The organism is Mesorhizobium sp. CCNWLY176, from assembly GCF_037153935.1.
Classification (GTDB): Bacteria; Pseudomonadota; Alphaproteobacteria; order Rhizobiales; family Rhizobiaceae; genus Mesorhizobium_M; species Mesorhizobium_M zhangyense.
The window spans coordinates 62,256-80,295 of the sequence record NZ_JBBBDZ010000011.1 but is presented as its reverse complement, the minus strand read 5'-3'; the positions used below and the strand labels follow the sequence as shown (position 1 = coordinate 80,295).

The 18,040-nt window shown below is 63.3% G+C and carries 17 protein-coding genes; 12 read left to right on the top strand and 5 right to left on the bottom strand.

The features are described from left to right. Window positions 1-10: 10 nt before the first annotated feature. The 5 genes from map to WBQ96_RS18555 form a co-directional block, all read right to left on the bottom strand. Window positions 11-838 carry a type I methionyl aminopeptidase gene (gene map, locus WBQ96_RS18575; protein WP_336552873.1) on the bottom strand — a complete coding sequence of 276 codons (828 nt, stop codon included), beginning with the start codon at window positions 836-838 and terminating at the stop codon, window positions 11-13. Between the two features lie 149 nt (window positions 839-987). After that, window positions 988-2,082 (bottom strand): alcohol dehydrogenase family protein, encoded by a 1,095-nt coding sequence (locus WBQ96_RS18570; protein WP_336552874.1) that lies wholly within the window; start codon window positions 2,080-2,082, stop codon window positions 988-990. A 174-nt stretch (window positions 2,083-2,256) separates the two neighbouring features. Beyond that, on the bottom strand, window positions 2,257-3,636 hold the full coding sequence (locus tag WBQ96_RS18565) for an aspartate aminotransferase family protein (RefSeq protein ID WP_336552875.1): 1,380 nt from the start codon (window positions 3,634-3,636) through the stop codon (window positions 2,257-2,259). A 23-nt stretch (window positions 3,637-3,659) separates the two neighbouring features. Continuing rightward, a complete protein-coding gene (locus WBQ96_RS18560) occupies window positions 3,660-5,153 on the bottom strand; it encodes an NAD-dependent succinate-semialdehyde dehydrogenase (RefSeq protein WP_336552876.1) in 1,494 nt (497 codons plus the stop codon). A 119-nt stretch (window positions 5,154-5,272) separates the two neighbouring features. Then, window positions 5,273-5,761, bottom strand: a complete 489-nt coding sequence (locus WBQ96_RS18555; protein WP_336552943.1) for an Lrp/AsnC family transcriptional regulator — start codon at window positions 5,759-5,761, stop codon at window positions 5,273-5,275. 93 nt (window positions 5,762-5,854) lie between these two features. On the opposite strand from WBQ96_RS18555, the gene ehuR reads away from it, so the two are divergent. From ehuR to WBQ96_RS18495, 12 genes are all read left to right on the top strand, one after another. Continuing rightward, the gene (gene ehuR, locus WBQ96_RS18550) at window positions 5,855-7,240 is read left to right on the top strand and encodes a MocR-like ectoine utilization transcription factor EhuR (RefSeq protein ID WP_336552877.1); all 1,386 of its coding nucleotides are present in this window, start codon (window positions 5,855-5,857) and stop codon (window positions 7,238-7,240) included. Between the two features lie 121 nt (window positions 7,241-7,361). Beyond that, on the top strand, window positions 7,362-8,147 hold the full coding sequence (gene ehuA, locus WBQ96_RS18545; protein WP_119818398.1) for an ectoine/hydroxyectoine ABC transporter ATP-binding protein EhuA: 786 nt from the start codon (window positions 7,362-7,364) through the stop codon (window positions 8,145-8,147). Between the two features lie 66 nt (window positions 8,148-8,213). Continuing rightward, window positions 8,214-9,068, top strand: a complete 855-nt coding sequence (gene ehuB, locus WBQ96_RS18540) for an ectoine/hydroxyectoine ABC transporter substrate-binding protein EhuB (protein WP_165120785.1) — start codon at window positions 8,214-8,216, stop codon at window positions 9,066-9,068. Window positions 9,069-9,245: 177 nt separating this feature from the next. Continuing rightward, window positions 9,246-9,905, top strand: coding sequence for an ectoine/hydroxyectoine ABC transporter permease subunit EhuC (gene ehuC, locus WBQ96_RS18535; RefSeq protein WP_165120784.1), 660 nt, complete (start codon window positions 9,246-9,248; stop codon window positions 9,903-9,905). A 2-nt stretch (window positions 9,906-9,907) separates the two neighbouring features. Continuing rightward, on the top strand, window positions 9,908-10,564 hold the full coding sequence (gene ehuD / locus WBQ96_RS18530) for an ectoine/hydroxyectoine ABC transporter permease subunit EhuD (RefSeq protein ID WP_165120783.1): 657 nt from the start codon (window positions 9,908-9,910) through the stop codon (window positions 10,562-10,564). Window positions 10,565-10,569: 5 nt separating this feature from the next. Continuing rightward, window positions 10,570-11,349, top strand: coding sequence for an ectoine utilization protein EutA (gene eutA, locus WBQ96_RS18525; RefSeq protein WP_336552878.1), 780 nt, complete (start codon window positions 10,570-10,572; stop codon window positions 11,347-11,349). A 6-nt stretch (window positions 11,350-11,355) separates the two neighbouring features. Beyond that, window positions 11,356-12,348 carry a hydroxyectoine utilization dehydratase EutB gene (gene eutB / locus WBQ96_RS18520; RefSeq protein WP_336552879.1) on the top strand — a complete coding sequence of 331 codons (993 nt, stop codon included), beginning with the start codon at window positions 11,356-11,358 and terminating at the stop codon, window positions 12,346-12,348. Between the two features lie 211 nt (window positions 12,349-12,559). Continuing rightward, a complete protein-coding gene (eutC, locus tag WBQ96_RS18515) occupies window positions 12,560-13,552 on the top strand; it encodes an ectoine utilization protein EutC (protein ID WP_336552880.1) in 993 nt (330 codons plus the stop codon). Between the two features lie 40 nt (window positions 13,553-13,592). Then, window positions 13,593-14,774 (top strand): ectoine hydrolase DoeA, encoded by a 1,182-nt coding sequence (doeA, locus tag WBQ96_RS18510; RefSeq protein ID WP_336552881.1) that lies wholly within the window; start codon window positions 13,593-13,595, stop codon window positions 14,772-14,774. Between the two features lie 12 nt (window positions 14,775-14,786). After that, on the top strand, window positions 14,787-15,791 hold the full coding sequence (gene doeB / locus WBQ96_RS18505) for a N(2)-acetyl-L-2,4-diaminobutanoate deacetylase DoeB (protein WP_336552944.1): 1,005 nt from the start codon (window positions 14,787-14,789) through the stop codon (window positions 15,789-15,791). A 190-nt stretch (window positions 15,792-15,981) separates the two neighbouring features. After that, on the top strand, window positions 15,982-17,484 hold the full coding sequence (gene guaB / locus WBQ96_RS18500; RefSeq protein ID WP_165120777.1) for an IMP dehydrogenase: 1,503 nt from the start codon (window positions 15,982-15,984) through the stop codon (window positions 17,482-17,484). Window positions 17,485-17,489: 5 nt separating this feature from the next. Beyond that, complete coding sequence (locus WBQ96_RS18495; RefSeq protein WP_336552882.1) at window positions 17,490-18,029, top strand: hypothetical protein; 540 nt, start codon at window positions 17,490-17,492, stop codon at window positions 18,027-18,029. Window positions 18,030-18,040 lie beyond the last annotated feature (11 nt).

Here is an 18,040-nt window from a genome sequence, read left to right as displayed (position 1 = left end):
CGAGGGAATATTAGGAAGACAAACCGGGCCGGTCGAGCCCTTTGGGCGACAGCGTGAAAATTTCGCAGCCGGTCGCGGTGACGCCGACGGTGTGCTCGTACTGCGCTGAGAGCGAGCGGTCGCGGGTGACGGCGGTCCAGCCGTCGGAGAGCACCTTTACATGCGGGCGGCCGAGATTGATCATCGGCTCGATGGTGAAGATCATGCCTTCGCGCATCTCGACGCCTTCATTGACGCTGCCGTAATGCAGGATATTCGGCGCATCATGAAAGAGCTGGCCGACGCCGTGGCCGCAGAAGTCGCGCACGACCGAGCACCGCTCGGCTTCGGCAAAGGTCTGGATGGCGGCACCGATCGCGCCGGTGCGCGCGCCGGGACGAACCGCGGCGATGCCGCGCATCAGGCATTCGTGGGTGACTTCGAGCAGGCGCTCGGCTGCTCGCTTGATGGTACCGACCGGATACATGCGGCTGGAATCGCCATGCCAGCCGTCGAGAATATAGGTCACGTCGATGTTGACGACGTCGCCGTCGCGCAGCGGCTTGTCGTCGGGAATGCCGTGGCAGACGACGTGATTGATCGAGGTGCAGGTCGACTTCGTGTAACCGCGATAGTTCAGCGTCGCGGGCAGGGCGCCATTGTCCATGCCGAATTCGAAGACGAAGCGGTCGATGGCGTTGGTGGTCAGTCCGGGCTCGACCATCGATGCCAGCTCGTCCAGGCAGCGTGCGGTGAGGTTGCACGCCTTGCGCATGCCCTCGAACGCCTCCGCGCCGTAAAGGCGAATCTGTCCGGTGTTTCGTGTCGGGGCCGTGGCGGCGTCCAGATAGGTGACCATCGATAGAACCTAGGGCTTGCGGATGGCCGAAGAAGCATCGGCCGCGTAAGCCCCTGATGTGACACCGGATTGCGCCGGCTTCAAGCCCCAACCGGGTGGGAATGGCCGAAAGACGCAGGCAAACCGGCCAATTCCGGCTGGAATTTGCGTCAAAAGTCGGCTTTCGCGTCGGGAACGACGACCAGCTTGCCGACGAAATCCTTGGCGACGAAATCGGCCTGCGCGCGGCGGAAGTCGGAGAGCCTGTAGACGCCGCCGACCAGCGGCTTGATCAGGCCCTGTTCGATGTAGCGCACGATGCGCTGGAAATCGCCGCGCGTGCCTTGCGATGAGCCGTGAAGCTGAAGCTGCTTGAGATACATAGTGCGCAGGTCGAGCTGCACGACCGGGCCGGCAATCGCACCGGCCGTGGTGTAGCGGCCTTCCGGGCGCAGGATGCGCAGGAGATCGTTGAAGATCGCGCCGCCGACGAGATCGGCAACCACGTCGATGGGTTGACCGCCGGTCGCCTCGTGCACCGCCGCGATGAGATCTGGCGCGCCGCGCGTGATGACGGCTTCCGCGCCGATATTCTTGACCGCCTGTTCCTTGCCGGCGCCGACGATCGCGTAGGGGATGGCGCCACGGGCGCGGGCAAGCTGGACGATGCCTGAGCCGACGCCGCCGGACGCGCCGGTGACCAGCACCCGCTCGCCAGCCTTCAGGCCGGCGCGCTCCAGCATCTGTTCGCCGGTGAGATAGGCGCAGCAGAAGGTGGCGAGTTCGATGTCGGTCATCGCCGTGTCAACGACATGGGCGTTTTCCGCCGGCAGTGCCTGATACTCGGCGTAACCGCCGTCGCGGCCGTGGCCCATATAGTCGATGTCGGCGAGGCTATCGTCGTCGCGGTTGTAGATCGAGAAATCGACCATCACGCGCTCGCCGACGCGTGATGGCGAAACGCCGTCACCGACCGCCACGATCCTGCCGACGCTGTCGGTTCCCTGGATGCGGGGGAAGGTCAGCGTATTGCCCTGCCGGCGCCACGTCGAAACCGCGCCGGCGTCTTCCTCGGTGCCGTATGCCCCTTGGCGCACCCAGACGTCGGTGTTGTTCATGCCGCAGGCGGTGACCTCGATCAGCACCTCGCCGGGAGCGGGGGCGGGAACGGGTACGTCCTCGCGATAGACCAGCTTTTCAGGACCACCGTGTCCGGTGAGCAGCACGGCGCGCATGGCGGCGGGGAGGGAGGATGTGATGGGCATGTTGATGCTTCCTGATTGGTGTTTGCGCTGCCCCTCACCTGCCTGCCGGCATCCTCTCCCCGTGTAGTGACGGGGAGAGGAAGGCTGGCCGCAACGCTTACGCTTCCTTCTTCTCCCCGTTTACGGGGAGAAGGTGCCGGCAGGCGGATGAGGGGCGGCGCTGGCTTTCAAGAACTAGTTATTCGCAAACACGCTCTTCACCGCATCCGCAGCAGCGGCGATCACCTTATCCGCCTCTTCCCTTGTCAGGCAGAGCGGCGGCGCAAAGCCGAGGATGTCGCCTTGCGGCATGGCGCGGCCGATGACGCCGCGCTCGGCAAGGGCGGTTGCGACCTGCGGGCCGATCTTCTGCGAGGCGTCGAAGAATACCCGGTCGTCCTTGTCGGCGACGAATTCCACCGCCGCCAGCATGCCGTCGCCGCGCACTTCGCCGACATGCTTGTGGCCGGCGAGAGCATCCGTGAGGCCCTTGCGGAAATAAGCGCCGGTTTCGCCGGCATTCGTCACCAGATCTAGTTCATCGATGAGTTCGAGATTGGCAACGCCCGCAGCCACACAGATCGGATGCGCCGAATAGGTCCAGCCATGGCCGAGCGCGCCGAGCTTGTCGGAACCCTGGACGAGCACCTGCCACATCTTGTCCGCGACGATGACGCCCGACAGCGGCGCATAGGCCGAGGTCAGTCCCTTGGCGATGGTGATGAGGTCCGGCTTCATGCCGTAATGGTCGGAGCCGAACATGGTGCCGAGCCGGCCGAAACCGGTGACGACCTCGTCGGCGACCAGCAGGATGTCATATTTCTTCAGCACGGCCTGGATCTTCTGCCAGTAGCCGGCGGGCGGCGGCACGATGCCGCCGGTGCCGAGGATCGGCTCGCCGATGAAGGCGGCAACGGTTTCCGGTCCCTCGGCCAGGATCATTTCCTCGAGCTTGTCAGCACAATGCTGCGAGAACTGCTCCTCGCTCATCGAACGGTCGGCGCGACGGAAATAATAGGGCGCTTCGGTGTGCAGGATCGGCGCGCGCGGCAGGTCGAAGGCGTTGTGGAAGAGTTCCAGCCCGGTGAGCGAGCCGGTCATGACGCCGGAACCGTGATAGCCGCGCCAGCGCGAGATGATCTTCTTCTTCTCCGGCCGGCCGAGCACGTTGTTGTAGTACCAGATCAGCTTGATGTTGGTTTCGTTGGCGTCCGAACCGGAGAGGCCGAAATAGACGCGGCTCATGCCGGCGGGCGCACGGTCGATGATCATCTTGGAAAGCCGGATCGAGGCTTCCGTGCCGTGGCCGACATAGGCGTGGTAATAAGCGAGGTTCTTGGCCTGTTCGGCGATCGCGTCGGCGATCTTCTGGCGGCCATAGCCGACATTGACGCAATAGAGCCCGGCAAAGGCATCGAGGCTGCGCTTGCCCGTGGTGTCGGTGATGTAGACGCCTTCGCCGCCGGCAATCACGCGCTGGGGCGATTCACCGCGCGCATGGGTGCCCATATGGGTCGAGGGATGGAAGAAATGATCGCGATCCCAGGCGGCGAGTTCGTTCGACTGTTCGAGCATGGCAGTTTTCCTTGCGTGATTGTTCAGGCTGCGTCGAGGCAGAGATATTTGAGTTCGGTAAAAGCCTCCAGCCCATGGCGGGAGCCTTCGCGGCCGAGGCCGGATTGTTTGACGCCGCCGAACGGGATCGGCGCGCCGGTGATCTTTACACGGTTGATGGCGACCATGCCGTATTCCAGTGCGCGGCCTAGCCGCAGCTGGCGAGCGCCGTTTTCGGTGACGACATAGGCGACAAGGCCGTATTCGGTGTCATTGGCGCGGGCGATCACTTCATCCTCCGTGTCGAAGGGCGTGACGGCAGCGACGGGTCCAAAAGTTTCCTCGCGCATGATGAGCGCATTGTCGGTGAGGTCGGCGAGCAGTGTCGGCTGGTAGAACAGTGCGCCGGCCTCAAGGCGCTTGCCGCCGGTCAGGCAGCGCGCGCCGCGTTTTATGGCATCGGCAACCTGTTCCTCGACTTTGGCGATGGCGCGCTCGTGCATCAGCGGGCCGATATCGACGCCTTCGGTCAGGCCGTCGCCGACCTTGAGCGCGGCAATGCGCTCGGCGAATTTGGCGCAGAAGGCGTCATAGATGGAGCGCTGCACATAGATGCGGTTGGCGGCGAGGCAATCCTGACCGGAGGTCGCGAATTTGGCGTCGATGGCGATCTTCACGGCGCGATCCAGATCGGCATCATCGAAGACGATCAACGGCGCGTGGCCGCCGAGTTCCATGACGAGGCGCTTCATCGTCGGGGCGCATTGGGCGGCGATCAACCGGCCGATCTCGGTCGAGCCGGTGAAGCTGAGCGCGCGAACCCGCGCATCCTCGCAAAGCCTGCCGACGATGGTCGCGGCGTTGCCGGTGACGATGTTGAACACACCGGCCGGTAGCCCGGCACGCTCGCCAAGCTCTGCCAGCGCGAGTGCTGAAAGCGGCGTCTCGGAAGATGGGTGGGCGACGATGGTGCAGCCGGCGGCGAGAGCTGCGGCGGCCTTGCGGGTCAGCATGGCCGACGGGAAATTCCACGGCGTGACGACGCCGACGACACCAAGCGCCTCGCGGCGAACGATCATTTCCGCGCCGGGCAAATGGCTGGTGACGCTCTCGGCGTTGAGGCGCTTTGCCTCCTCGGCGTACCACTCGATGAAGGATGCGGCATAGTCGATTTCGCCGAGGGATTCGGCGAGCGGCTTGCCCTGCTCCAGCGTCATGATCAGCGCGAGGTCTTCCTTCGCAGCGATGATCAGCTCGAACCATTTTCGCAAGATCGCCGAGCGCTGCTGCGGCAGGAGCGAACGCCAAGCGGGCAGGGCGCGTGCGGCGGAATCGATTGCCTGCGAGGTCTGCACGGCGTCCAGCGACGCAACCCAGGCGAAGGCCTCGCCATTCGAGGGATTGCGCACCTCGAAGGTCTGGCCGGTTTCGGCAGCCGTCCAGTGTTCGTCGACATAGGCGAGTTCGCGCAGCAGGCGGCGGTCGGCAAGCCGGTCGAGGGCATCCTGTCGATGGGCGCGAGCGAATTGGGCGGGCATCGGGAGTCTCCGAATTTGTTCACCCGGAGACTAGGCGTGACGGACCGGAGAAAGAGACTTTTCCGGGGGACACCAGGAGAGAGATTGTCTAGCGCAGCGCTTATTGCCAGAGAGATCGACTATTGGCTGGCGTCCGGCGGCAGCAATTCCTGGAGCGGCAGCGCGGTCTCTTCCTTCACCGTCTTGATGACGATGTAGGTGAAATAGCGGTCGATGCCGAGCTCACGCTCCAGCAGGCCGTCGACCAGCCGCTGATAGGCGTCGATATCGCGCGCCATCACCTTCAGCACATAATCGACGCCACCGCCGACAGACCAGCAGGCGATGATCTCGGGAATGTCGCGGATCGCGCGTTCGAAACGGTCGAAATCCGCCTGCCTGTGCGCGCCTAGCGTGACCTCCATCAGCACCGTGGCGACAGGCGCAACCAGCCGCATGGCAAGCCGTGCGTGATAGCCGGTGACGATGCCGGCTTTTTCCAGTTTTCGCAGCCGCATCCAGCATGGCGTCGGCGACAGCCCGACACGCTCGGCAAGCGCCAGCTTGGTGATGCGCCCGTCGCGCTGGATCGCATCGAGAATGCGCAGATCGATCGGATCGAGTTTTATCGAGGACATAGCTTGCCTGTGAATTCCGTCGATGGACCATGACCGCGCATTTTTTCGATTGTCAATTGCACTGATTATGGTCTCATATAAATCATGACATTCTGGCGCCCGGATCCTGCTCTCATTCGCCGCCCCGCCTATCTTTCGCTTGCCGAACAGATTGCGCGGGCGATCCATGATGGACGCCTCGAAAGCGGGGCACGATTGCCGACGCACCGGCGCATGGCCGATGACCTGAAACTCTCGGTCCAGACCGTCAGCCGCGCCTACGAGGAGCTTATACGGCGCGGGCTTATTTCGGGCGAGATCGGGCGCGGCAGTTTCGTGCAGACGCAGCGCAAGGAACCGGACCCGCCCTATCTGCCGGAGCGGCTTGGAGAGGTGATCGACCTGTCGATCCTGAAGCCCGTCTGTGAGCCGATGCATTTGGAGAAGATGAAGCAGGCGCTGGGCTGGCTTTCGGAAAATCTGACGTCCAGTGCGGCTCTGTCCTTCCGGCCCAATGTCGTCTTCCCACGCCATCGCGCTATTGCTGCGGACTGGCTGCGGGGTTGTGGGCTGGAGGTGTCGCCGCAGAATATCAGCATCACCAATGGCGCGACGGCCGGCATGACGGTTGCACTGATGAGTGTCGCGCCGCCCGGTTCGATCGTCGCCACCGAGGCGATCGGCCACCATACGCTGATACCGCTTGCGACCTATCTCGGCTTCGATCTCGAGGGATTGGCGATCGATGACGAGGGCATGATCCCGGAAGCGCTGGACGAAGCCTGCCGGAAATCGCCGATCCGGGCCGTTTTCGTGCAGCCTTCCGTCATCAACCCGACGGCGACACTCATGGGTTCGGTGCGGCGTTCGCAAATTGCCGAGGTCGCTCGACGCCACGATATCGCGATCATCGAGAACGATGTGCTCGGCCCGCTGGTGCAGGATCGCGCGCCGCCGATGGCCTATTTTGCGCCCGAACGCACGCTCTACGTCACCAGTTTTACCAAGATCGTCGTGCCGGGCCTGCGCGTCGGTTATCTGGTCGCGCCGGACCGCTATGTCGCCGCCGTTGCCAACCGTCACCTCGTCTCGAACTGGATGGCGACGCCCATGGTGGTCGAGATCGCCTCGCGCTGGGTAGCCGATGGAACGGCCATGGAACTGGTCCGTTGGCAGCGCGAGGCCTTGCGCCGCCGCCACGAGATCGCAGCAGAAATGCTGGGCGGCGTGGGCTATCTCGCACACCGCGACAGCCTGCACATCTGGCTGCCGCTGCCGGATCAGCGCACCGAGGAGGGGTTCGTCTCGCAGGCGCGGCTGCAGGGCGTTGCCATCGCGCCCGGCGTTTCCTTCCGCATCTCGCAGGAAGAGTGGCAGCCGGCGGTGCGCATCTCGCTGGGATCGACGACCGAAGGCGAATTGCGGGCAGGGCTGGGCGTGGTCGCGAAGTTATTGCTCGGCGATCCCGAATTGCTGTTGCTGGCCATTTAGACGAAATGCCTCGAAATCCAGCATATTTCGAAAAATTGTCATGATATTATTTTATGAATTGACATGATTTCATAAACTCCCCATCGTTTGGGACATTCGCTTCTCCCAACAGGAGAGACACATGTCCCAGCCTATCATCAAGATCGACGGCATCACCAAGAGCTTCGGCTCGTTCAAGGTGCTCGACGGCCTCTCGCTGGAGGTCAAGCCGGCTGAGAAGCTGGCGCTGATCGGCCCGTCCGGTTCCGGCAAGACGACGATCCTGCGCATCCTGATGACGCTGGAAAGCATCGATGGCGGTCACATCCAGATCGACGGCGAGCATCTCTACCATATGGAGCGCAACGGCCAGCTGCTGCCGGCCGACGAGCGGCATTTGGCCAGAATGCGCCAGAAGATCGGCATGGTCTTCCAGCTGTTCAACCTGTTTCCGCACAAATCCGTCATCGAAAACGTCACGCTGGCGCCGATGCTGACCAAGGGCGTGAAAAAAGCCGACGCGGAAAAGCGGGCGATGGAGCTGCTCGACATGGTCGGCATGGCCGACAAGGCGAAGTCGATGCCGGCGCAGCTTTCCGGCGGCCAGAAGCAGCGCGTGGCGATCGCCCGTGCGCTGGCACTGTCGCCGAAGATCATGCTGTTCGACGAGGTCACCTCTGCGCTCGATCCCGAACTGGTCGAGGAAGTGCTGAACGTCATGCGCAAGCTGGCGGCCGAGACCGACATGACGATGCTGCTGGTGACGCATGAGATGGGCTTTGCCCATGATTTCGCCGACCGTGTTCTGTTTTTCGATCGCGGCAAGATTGTCGAGGAGGGCAAGCCCGACGACATCTTCCGCCATCCCAAGCAGGAACGCACGCAGGCATTCCTCAGAAAGATCATAGCGGCCGGACACCGCGTCTGACCGCAATGCATGGGCGGCGGGGCCGCTCGAAATAAAACCACAAGAAACCGAATGGAGCTGGGAACTATGAACAAGATCAAAGTTTTATTGGCAGGAACTGCGTGTGCGGCCGCCGTCGCCGCCTTTGTCGCAACCGGGCCGGTATCGGCCGACGACAGCAAGCTTGAGCAACTGAAGGCTCAAGGGTTTGCCCGCATTGCCATCGCCAACGAGCCGCCTTTCACCGCGGTCGGCGCGGACGGCAAGGTTTCGGGTGCGGCGCCCGACGTGGCGCGCGAAGTGTTCAAGCGTCTCGGCGTTGCCGATGTCGTGGCCTCGATCTCCGAATATGGCGCGATGATCCCCGGTCTGCAGGCCGGCCGCCATGACGCCGTCACCGCCGGACTTTTCATGAAGCCGGAACGTTGCGCTGCGGTCGCTTACTCCGAGCCCGTACTGTGCGACGCCGAAGCCTTCCTGCTGAAGAAGGGCAACCCGAAGGGTTTCCAGAGTTATGCCGACATTGCCAAGGACCCGTCGGGCACCATCGGCGCGCCCGGCGGCGGCACCGAGGAAAAGCTGGCGCTCGAGGCTGGCGTGCCGCGTGACCGCGTCATCGTTGTTCCGGACGGCCAGAGCGGCCTGAAGATGCTGCAGGACGGCCGCATCGACGCTTATTCGCTGCCGGTGCTGTCGATCAACGATCTCGTCAAGAAGGCCAACGATCCGAGCCTCGAAGTCGTCGCCCCGGTCGTCGGTGCGCCGGTCTATTGCGATGGCGCGGCCTTCAAGAAGGGCGACGAAGCCCTGCGCGATGCCTTCGATGTCGAACTCGCCAAGCTGAAGGAATCGGGCGAATTCGCCAAGATCATCGAGCCCTACGGCTTCTCGGCCAAGGCCGCGATGTCGACGACGCGCGAAAAGCTCTGCGCGGCGAAGTAGGGCACCTCTTCCTTCTCTCCGTTCACGGGAGAAGGTGGCTCGAAGGGCCGGATGAGGGGCAGCATCAATTCTGCCAGGCTAGCTCTGCCCCTCATCTGCCTGCCGGCATCTTCTCCCCGTAAACGGGGAGAAGGAGCTGCTCGCGCGAAATCACCGATCTGGGAAACCGCTGAATTCATGATCGACTGGTCCGGATATCTAGGCCTCATCCTGCAAGGCGCAGTCGTCACCGTCGAACTGACGGTGATGGGCTCCGCACTTGCGCTGGTCATGGCTTTTGCCGCGGGGCTCGGCCGCCTGTCGCGCTTCTGGGCGGTGCGGGCGCTGGCCACGACCTATATCGAATTTTTCCGCGGCACCTCGATCTTCGTCCAGCTTTTCTGGGCCTATTTCGTGCTGCCGTTCATGGGCATTACGCTGACGCCGCTGCAGGCGGGCGTGCTGGCGCTGGGCCTGAATGTCGGCGCCTATGGTGCCGAAGTGGTGCGCGGCGCGGTGCAATCGATCGGCCGCGAGCAGTATGAAGCCTGCGTTGCGCTCAATCTCGGCCGCTGGCAGGCGATGCGCCATGTCATCCTGCCGCAGGCGTTTCTCCTGATGCTGCCGACCTTCGGCAACAATGCGATCGAGCTTCTGAAGGCGACCGCCGTCGTCTCGCTGATCTCGCTGACCGACATGACCTTTCAGGCGCAGGTGGTGCGCGCCCAGACCGGCAACACGCTGGTGCCCTTCACCACCATATTGATCCTCTACTTCGCCATCGCCTGCGTGATTTCCTACGGCATGCGCGCGCTCGAGCGGCGCATGGCACGCGGCCTTGACGGCGTGAGGAGCTGACCATGGAGTGGGATTGGGATTTCGTCTGGCAGATCATGCCGACCCTTATCCAGGGCGTGAAGATCACGATTCTGGCAACGCTGCTCGGCTCGGTGCTGGCAGCAGTCGTCGGGCTCGGCATTGCGCTCGCGCGCCGCTCGCCGAACAAGCTGCTGTCGCGGCCGGTCGGCTTTCTCGCCGAGTTCATTCGCGGCACGCCGCTGCTGGTGCAGCTCTATTTCATCTTCTATGTGCTGCCCGATATCGGCATCACGCTGTCGCCGATGGTGGCGGGCGTGATCGGGCTTGGGCTGCATTACGGCACTTACACCGCCGAGGTTTACCGCGCCGGCATTGACAATGTGCCGCGCGGCCAGTGGGAGGCGGCGAAGGCCTGCAATCTGAGCGCGCGCCAGACCTGGACGCAGATCATCCTGCCGCAGGCTCTGCCGCCGATGATCCCGGCGCTGGCGAATTATTTCATCGCCATGTTCAAGGAAACGCCGCTGCTCTCGGCCATCACTGTGCTGGAGCTGATGAACCAGGCCAAGAGCGTCGCCAATTCCAGCTACCGCTATGTCGAGCCGATCACCATGGTCGGTGTATTCTTCCTTGTCATCAGCCTGATCTCGGTCTTCGCCTTGCGCTGGCTGGAACGGCGGTATGGGCGGATAGGTTGAAGATCATGAAACCATTGCCCGAAATCAGGATGAGCCAGGCGCGCCCGATGCTCGACGATCGCCCGATGGCGAAGCGCGTCGGCCTGATCGCGCTTGCCACCGACCACACATCGGAGGTCGACTTCCAGCGCATGGTCGCCGGCCCGCGCATCGGCGTCTACGTCGCCCGCATAGATTACGCCAATCCGACGACGCCGGAAAACCTGCGCAAGATGCAGCCGTCGCTGACCGAGGGTGCAAGGCTGATCCTGCCGGGCGAGGAACTCGACGCGATCTGCTATTCCTGCACCTCTGCCTCGGCGGTGATCGGCGACGACGAAATAACAGCGGCCATTCAGGCGGCAAAGCCGGGTGTGCCGGTCGTCACGCCGACCTTGGCCAGCGTGCGCGGCCTGCGGGCGCTCGGCGTCAGCAAAATCAGCGTGCTGACGCCTTATACGGTCGAGACGAGCCGGCCGATGGCGGCTTACTTCGCCAGCCACGGTTTTGAGCTCATCAACTTCACCTGCCTTGGTTTCGACGACGATCGCGAGATGGCGCGGATACCGCCGGCGCTGCTCATCGAGCTAGCGCGCGATGCCATCGCACCGGGCGCGGAAGCCCTTTTCATTTCCTGCACGGCGCTGCGGGCTGCGGGCGTCGCTGCCGAAATCGAACGCGCGATCGGCAGGCCTGTCGTTACCAGCAATCTCGCCAGCGCCTGGAACTGCCTGCGCCTGTGCGGAGACGGCAAGGCGCGCCCTGAGCTTGGCCGGCTGATGACCATGCCACTGGCGGCGGACTGATTTGCCATGGCCGATTTTGTGACCCTTCACGATACCCAGTCCGCGCGTTCACGCATCGCCGGCAAGGTCGTCCACACGCCCACCGTGCAGTCCGTGGCGCTGTCGGAGATCGCCGGTGTGCCGGTTTTCCTGAAGCTCGAACATCGCCAGACGACCGGAGCGTTCAAATTGCGCGGCGCCTCCAACGCCATTGCATCGCTGTCGGATGACGAGAGAAAGCGCGGCGTGGTGGCGGCATCGACCGGAAACCACGGCCGCGCGCTGGCCTATGCCGCCTCGCTGGAAGGCCTCCGCGCGATCATCTGCATGTCCAGCCTGGTGCCGCAGAACAAGGTCGAGGAAATCCGCAAGCTCGGTGCCGAGATACGTATCGTTGGAAAATCCCAGGACGACGCGCAAGAAGAGGTTGACCGTCTGGTGGCCGAAAGGCAACTTGTGATGGTACCGCCGTTCAATCATTCGGCGGTCATCGCGGGTCAGGGAACCATCGGGCTGGAAATGCTCGACGACGTGCCGGATGCCGCGACGGTGGTGGTGCCGGTTTCGGGCGGGGGGCTTGGAGCCGGCATCGCTGCTGCCGTAAAGGGCCTCAAACCTTCGATAAAAGTCATCGGCGTCTCGATGGAACGAGGCGCGGCCATGAAGGCCAGTTTCGACGCCGGCCGGCCCGTGCTGGTCGAGGAAATGCAGAGCCTTGCCGACTCGCTCGGCGGCGGCATTGGGCTCGACAACCGCCTGACATTTGCGATGTGCCGCGACCTGCTCGACGATCTGGTGCTGCTGTCCGAAGACGAGATCGCAGCCGGAATCCGGCACGCCTACGCGGTCGAGCGCGAGATCGTCGAAGGGGCGGCAGCGGTTGGCATCGGCGCGCTGTTGGCTGGCAAGATTAAGTCGAGCGGCCCGGTAGTTCTCGTCTTGTCGGGGCGCAACATCGATATGGATTTGCATCGTAGGATCGTCTGCGGCAACTGGCGCGACGGACGGGAGGCTGCATGACCTATTCTGCTCCTGCGCTCACCCCTCTCTGGCCTGCCGGCCATCTCCCCCTCAAGGGGGGAGATCAGCCTTCATTTCTGCTTTCGCCAATCACCAGCGATGGCGGGAGAGGGACGACAACGAAGCTGCTGATCTCCCCCCTTGAGGGGGAGATGGCCGGCAGGCCAGAGGGGGGTGATTCCAGCCTCAAATCTGGTCGCGAGGTGCTCTCATGCCGCGCATGACCATCCTCACCGAAGCCGATCTGCGCAAGATCGTCACGCTCGATCTGGAAGCGGTGGCCTGCGTCGAAAACGCTTTCCATGCGCTGGCGACGAAAGCGGTCGCCATGCCGCCGATCCTGCGGCTCGACATTCCTGAGCATCGCGGCGAGGTCGACGTGAAGACGGCATACGTGCCGGGCATCGACGGCTTCGCCATCAAGATCAGCCCCGGTTTCTTCGACAATCCCAAGCTCGGCCTGCCGAGCCTCAACGGCATGATGGTGCTGCTCTCGGCGCGGACTGGTCTGGTCGAGGCGCTGCTGCTCGACAATGGTTATCTCACAGATGTTCGAACCGCCGCCGCCGGTGCGGTTGCGGCGAAGCATCTGGCGCGTGAAGATTCGCATATCGCCGCTATCTTTGGTGCGGGCGTGCAGGCTGGCTTGCAGCTCGAGGCACTTACGCTGGTGCGCCCGATCAGGGAAGTCCGCATCTGGGCGCGCAATCTGGGCAAGGCCGAGGTCGCGGCCAAACAATTTGCCGAACGCCTTGGAATTGTCGTTCGCGCCGAACCCGATGCCGAAACAGCCGTTCTCGGCGCCGACATAATCGTCACCACGACACCTTCCGATCGTCCGATCCTGCAAGCCGAATGGCTGGAGCCGGGGCAGCACATCACCGCCATGGGCTCGGATTCGGAACACAAGAACGAGCTCGACCCCGCAATCATCACCAAGGCCGACCTCTACGTCGCCGACAGGCTGAGCCAGACGCGGCTGCTGGGCGAACTGTACCATGCGATCAAGGCGGGACTGGTCGAGGAAACGGCGTCTTTTGCCGAACTCGGCGAGGTGATCGCGAAAGCGAAGCCGGGCCGCAGCACCGGGCGTGACATCACCGTCGCCGACCTGACCGGCACCGGCGTGCAGGACACGGCCATCGCCAGGCTGGCAAGCGACCGCGCCAAGGCGGCAGGTGCCGGCACCACATTCGAAAGCTGATTTTGGCCATCGGCCCAAAAACACGAGGAAACGACAGAGAATGACCGGACCAAACCTGAAATTTTCTCGCGGCGAATATGCGGATCGCCTCGCCAAGACGCGGCGCGCCATGGAAGCCAAGGGCGTCGACCTGCTGATCGTCAGCGATCCCTCGAACATGGCGTGGCTGACCGGTTATGATGGCTGGTCGTTCTATGTGCATCAGGCGGTCATCGTTCCGCCGCAGGGCGAGCCGGTCTGGTACGGTCGCGGGCAGGACGCCAACGGCGCCAAGCGCACCGCCTATCTCGCGCATGACAACATCGTCGGTTACGCCGACCATTACGTGCAGTCGACCGAGCGCCATCCGATGGACTTCCTGTCCGAAACGCTTACGTCGCGCGGCTGGGACAAGCTCACCATCGGCGTCGAGATGGACAATTACTGGTTTTCGGCCGCCGCTTACGCCGCGTTGCAGAAGCATCTGCCGAATGCCCGTTTCGTCGACACGACAGCGCTGGTCAACTGGCAGCGCGCGATCAAGAGCACGCAGGAGATCGACTATATGCGCAAGGCCGGGCGCATCGTCGAGGCCATGCACCAGCGCATCGTCGACAAGATCGAGGTCGGCATGCGCAAATGCGATCTGGTCGCCGAGATCTATGACGCCGGCACGCGCGGCGTCGACGGCATCGGCGGCGACTATCCGGCGATCGTGCCGCTGCTGCCGTCAGGCGCCGATGCGTCCGCGCCGCACCTGACCTGGGACGACAAGCCGATGAAGAGCGGCGAGGGCACCTTCTTCGAGATCGCCGGCTGCTACAATCGCTATCACCTGCCGCTGTCGCGCACCGTTTTTCTCGGCAAGCCGACGCAGGAATTCCTCGATGCCGAGAAGGCGACGCTGGAGGGCATGGAGGCCGGCCTTGCTGCAGCAAAGCCCGGCAACACCTGCGAGGACATCGCCAATGCCTTCTTCGCGGTGCTGAAGAAATACGGCATCGTCAAGGACAACCGCACCGGCTACTCCATCGGGCTTTCCTATCCGCCGGATTGGGGCGAGCGCACGATGAGCCTGCGCCCCGGCGACAAGACCGAGCTGAAGCCCGGCATGACTTTCCATTTCATGACCGGCCTGTGGCTGGAAACGATGGGGCTGGAAATCACCGAAAGCATCCTGATCACCGAAACCGGCGTTGAATGCCTGTCCAACGTGCCGCGCCAGCTTTTCGTGAAGGACTAAAGGTCGATGCTCATGGCAAATCCGCGCCCCTCACCGATCACGCCCACCGTCGACTTCGACAAGCCCGGCGTCCAGCACGGCTTCCTGCGGCTGCCCTACAGCCGTGACGATTCCGCTTGGGGTTCGGTGATGATCCCGCTGACGGTGGTGAAGAACGGTAGCGGGCCGACGGCACTGCTGACTGGCGGTAACCACGGCGACGAATACGAGGGGCCGATCGCGCTGTTCGATCTCGCCCGGACGCTCGATGTGAAAGACGTTTCCGGCACGGTCATCATCGTGCCGGCGATGAACTATCCGGCCTTCCGCGCCGGCACGCGCACATCGCCGATCGACAAGGGCAACATGAACCGCAGCTTTCCCGGTCGCCCGGACGGCACGGTGACGGAAAAGATCGCCGACTATTTCCAGCGCGAATTGCTGCCGCGCGCCGATATCGTGCTCGACTTTCATTCTGGCGGCAAAACGCTTGATTTCGTTCCGTTCTGCGCCGCCCACATCCTTCCCGACAAGAAGCAGGAAGAGCAGGCATTTGCGGCTGTGAAGGCATTTTCCGCGCCTTTCTCCATGCGCATGCTGGAGATCGATGCGGTCGGCATGTACGACACCGCCGCCGAGGAAATGGGCAAGATCTTCGTCACCACCGAGCTCGGCGGCGGCGGCACCTCGCGCGCTGAAACAGTTCGGATCGCCAAACGCGGCACGCTCAATGTGTTGCGCCATGCCGGCATCGTTGGCGGTGCGGTCGACAGCCAGCCGACGCAAGGGCTCGACATGCCGTCCGGCGATTGTTTTTCCTTCGCGCAAGATGAAGGCATGATCGAGCCTGTTGTCGATCTGGGCGACGCGGTTGAGGCGGGGCAGGTGGTCGCCCGCATCTATCCGGTTGGCCGCACCGGACAGGCGCCGGCTGAGATCAAGGCAAAGCTTTCCGGCATCCTCACTGCCCGGCATTTTCCCGGTCTGGTCAAGCCGGGCGATTGCGCGGCAGTGGTGGCCGTGCTGGTGGTCGATTGATCGCATGCGCCCCGCTTCTCCCGTCGCACTGTTGCGGCGGGAAGCTGGTGATACGATAGCGAATCCGCACGACCCATACTTTTCATCGGCGACGAGACGTGTTACCAGCCCGTGCCAATCCTGAAAGGGAAAGAAAGAGTCTGCGCAGCTCGACAGAGCCGGCGCTGGCTTAACGCATCAAGGGCTGGCCATGGCAAAAATCATCGAAACCGCGACGGGCGCGACGGCGCTTACTTTTGACGACGTGCTCCTGCAGCCCGGCCATTCGGAAGTCATGCCGGGCGAGACAGACGTCCGCACCATCATCGCTGGCGACATCGAACTCAACATTCCGATCCTTTCCGCAGCCATGGATACGGTGACCGAATCGCGCCTCGCCATCGCCATGGCCCAGGCCGGCGGTATCGGCGTCATCCACCGCAATTTCACGCCTGCCGAGCAGGCCGAGCAGGTACGCCAGGTCAAGAAGTTCGAATCGGGCATGGTCGTCAATCCGGTCACGATTGGGCCGGATGCGACGCTGGCCGATGCGCAGGCGCTGATGCGCAATCACGGCATCTCCGGCATTCCGGTGGTCGAAAACGGCGGCTCGGGCGGGCAGATCGTCGGCCGGCTGGTCGGCATCCTGACCAATCGCGACGTGCGTTTCGCCACCGATCCGGCGCAGAAGGTCTATGAGCTGATGACCAGGGAAAACCTGATCACGGTCAAGGAGAACGTCGATCAGACCGAGGCCAAGCGGCTGCTGCACCAGCACCGCATCGAGAAGCTGGTTGTGGTCGACAAGAGCGGCAATTGCGTCGGCCTTATCACCGTCAAGGATATCGAGAAGTCGCAGCTCAACCCGAATGCCACCAAGGATTCGCAGGGCCGGCTACGCGCTGCCGCTGCAACCAGCGTCGGCGAGGATGGTTTCGAGCGCGCCGAACGCCTGATCGATGCCGGCGTCGACCTGCTGGTCATCGATACCGCGCACGGCCATTCGCAGCGCGTTCTCGACGCCGTCACCCGCGCGAAGAAGCTTTCGAATTCGGTGCGCATCATGGCCGGCAATGTCGCGACTGCCGCGGGCACGCAAGCGCTGATCGATGCCGGCGCGGATGCTGTCAAGGTCGGCATCGGCCCCGGCTCGATCTGCACGACGCGCATCGTTGCCGGCGTCGGTGTTCCGCAATTGTCGGCCATCATGTCGGCGGTTGAGACGGCCTATAAATCCGGCGTGTCGGTCATTGCCGATGGCGGCATCAAATATTCCGGCGATCTGGCCAAGGCGCTGGCCGCCGGCGCCAGTGCGGCGATGGTCGGCTCGCTGCTGGCCGGCACCGACGAAAGCCCCGGCGAGGTCTATCTCTATCAGGGCCGCTCGTTCAAAGCCTATCGCGGCATGGGCTCGGTCGGCGCCATGGCGCGCGGCTCGGCCGATCGCTACTTCCAGGCCGAAGTGCGCGACACGCTGAAGCTGGTTCCCGAGGGCATCGAAGGTCAGGTGCCGTACAAGGGACCGGTCTCGGGCGTGCTGCATCAGCTTGCCGGCGGCCTCAAGGCTGCGATGGGCTACGTCGGCGGCCGCGATCTCGCAGATTTCCGCGAGCGCGCCACCTTCGTGCGCATCTCCAATGCGGGCCTACGTGAAAGCCACACCCATGACGTGACGATCACGCGCGAAAGCCCGAACTACCCCGGCGGCTTCTGAAGCAGATGGTTGCCAGACTGGCACGGCATGCCGGGGCGCTCTGCGTTGCCTCGGCATGTGTTTTTGCCGCAATGACACTGCTGGAATTCTTCTATTTCCGCGGCCTGAGCGGTGGGCTGCCGTCTCTCGACATGCGCTATTTCGGCTTTACGCCCGATGAAGGCATGGAGTGGGTGACGGCACTGGGACGGCGCGGCAGCGAGAATATCCTCGTCTGGCACTATCTGACGTTCGACCTTCTGTTTCCGGCATTGTTTTCCGCAACGCTGGTCAGCCTGATTCTGGCCGCCGGAAATCGGCTTCGGCGCTTTTCGGCACTGTCTGAAAACGCACGTTGCAGCTTCGCGCTCGGTATGGTGCTGCCATACACGGTCGCAGATTACGCCCAGAACCTGGCCGTCGCACGCGTGCTTTCGGATCCGATCGCGGCCAACCCGGATACGCTTTCGCTTGCGGCTGGCCTGATCGTTGCGAAATTCGCACTCGGCACCATTCCGATCATTGTCATTGCCGCGCTGTTTCTGGCAGGCCAGAAAGAGAACTGAGGTTGTTCGTT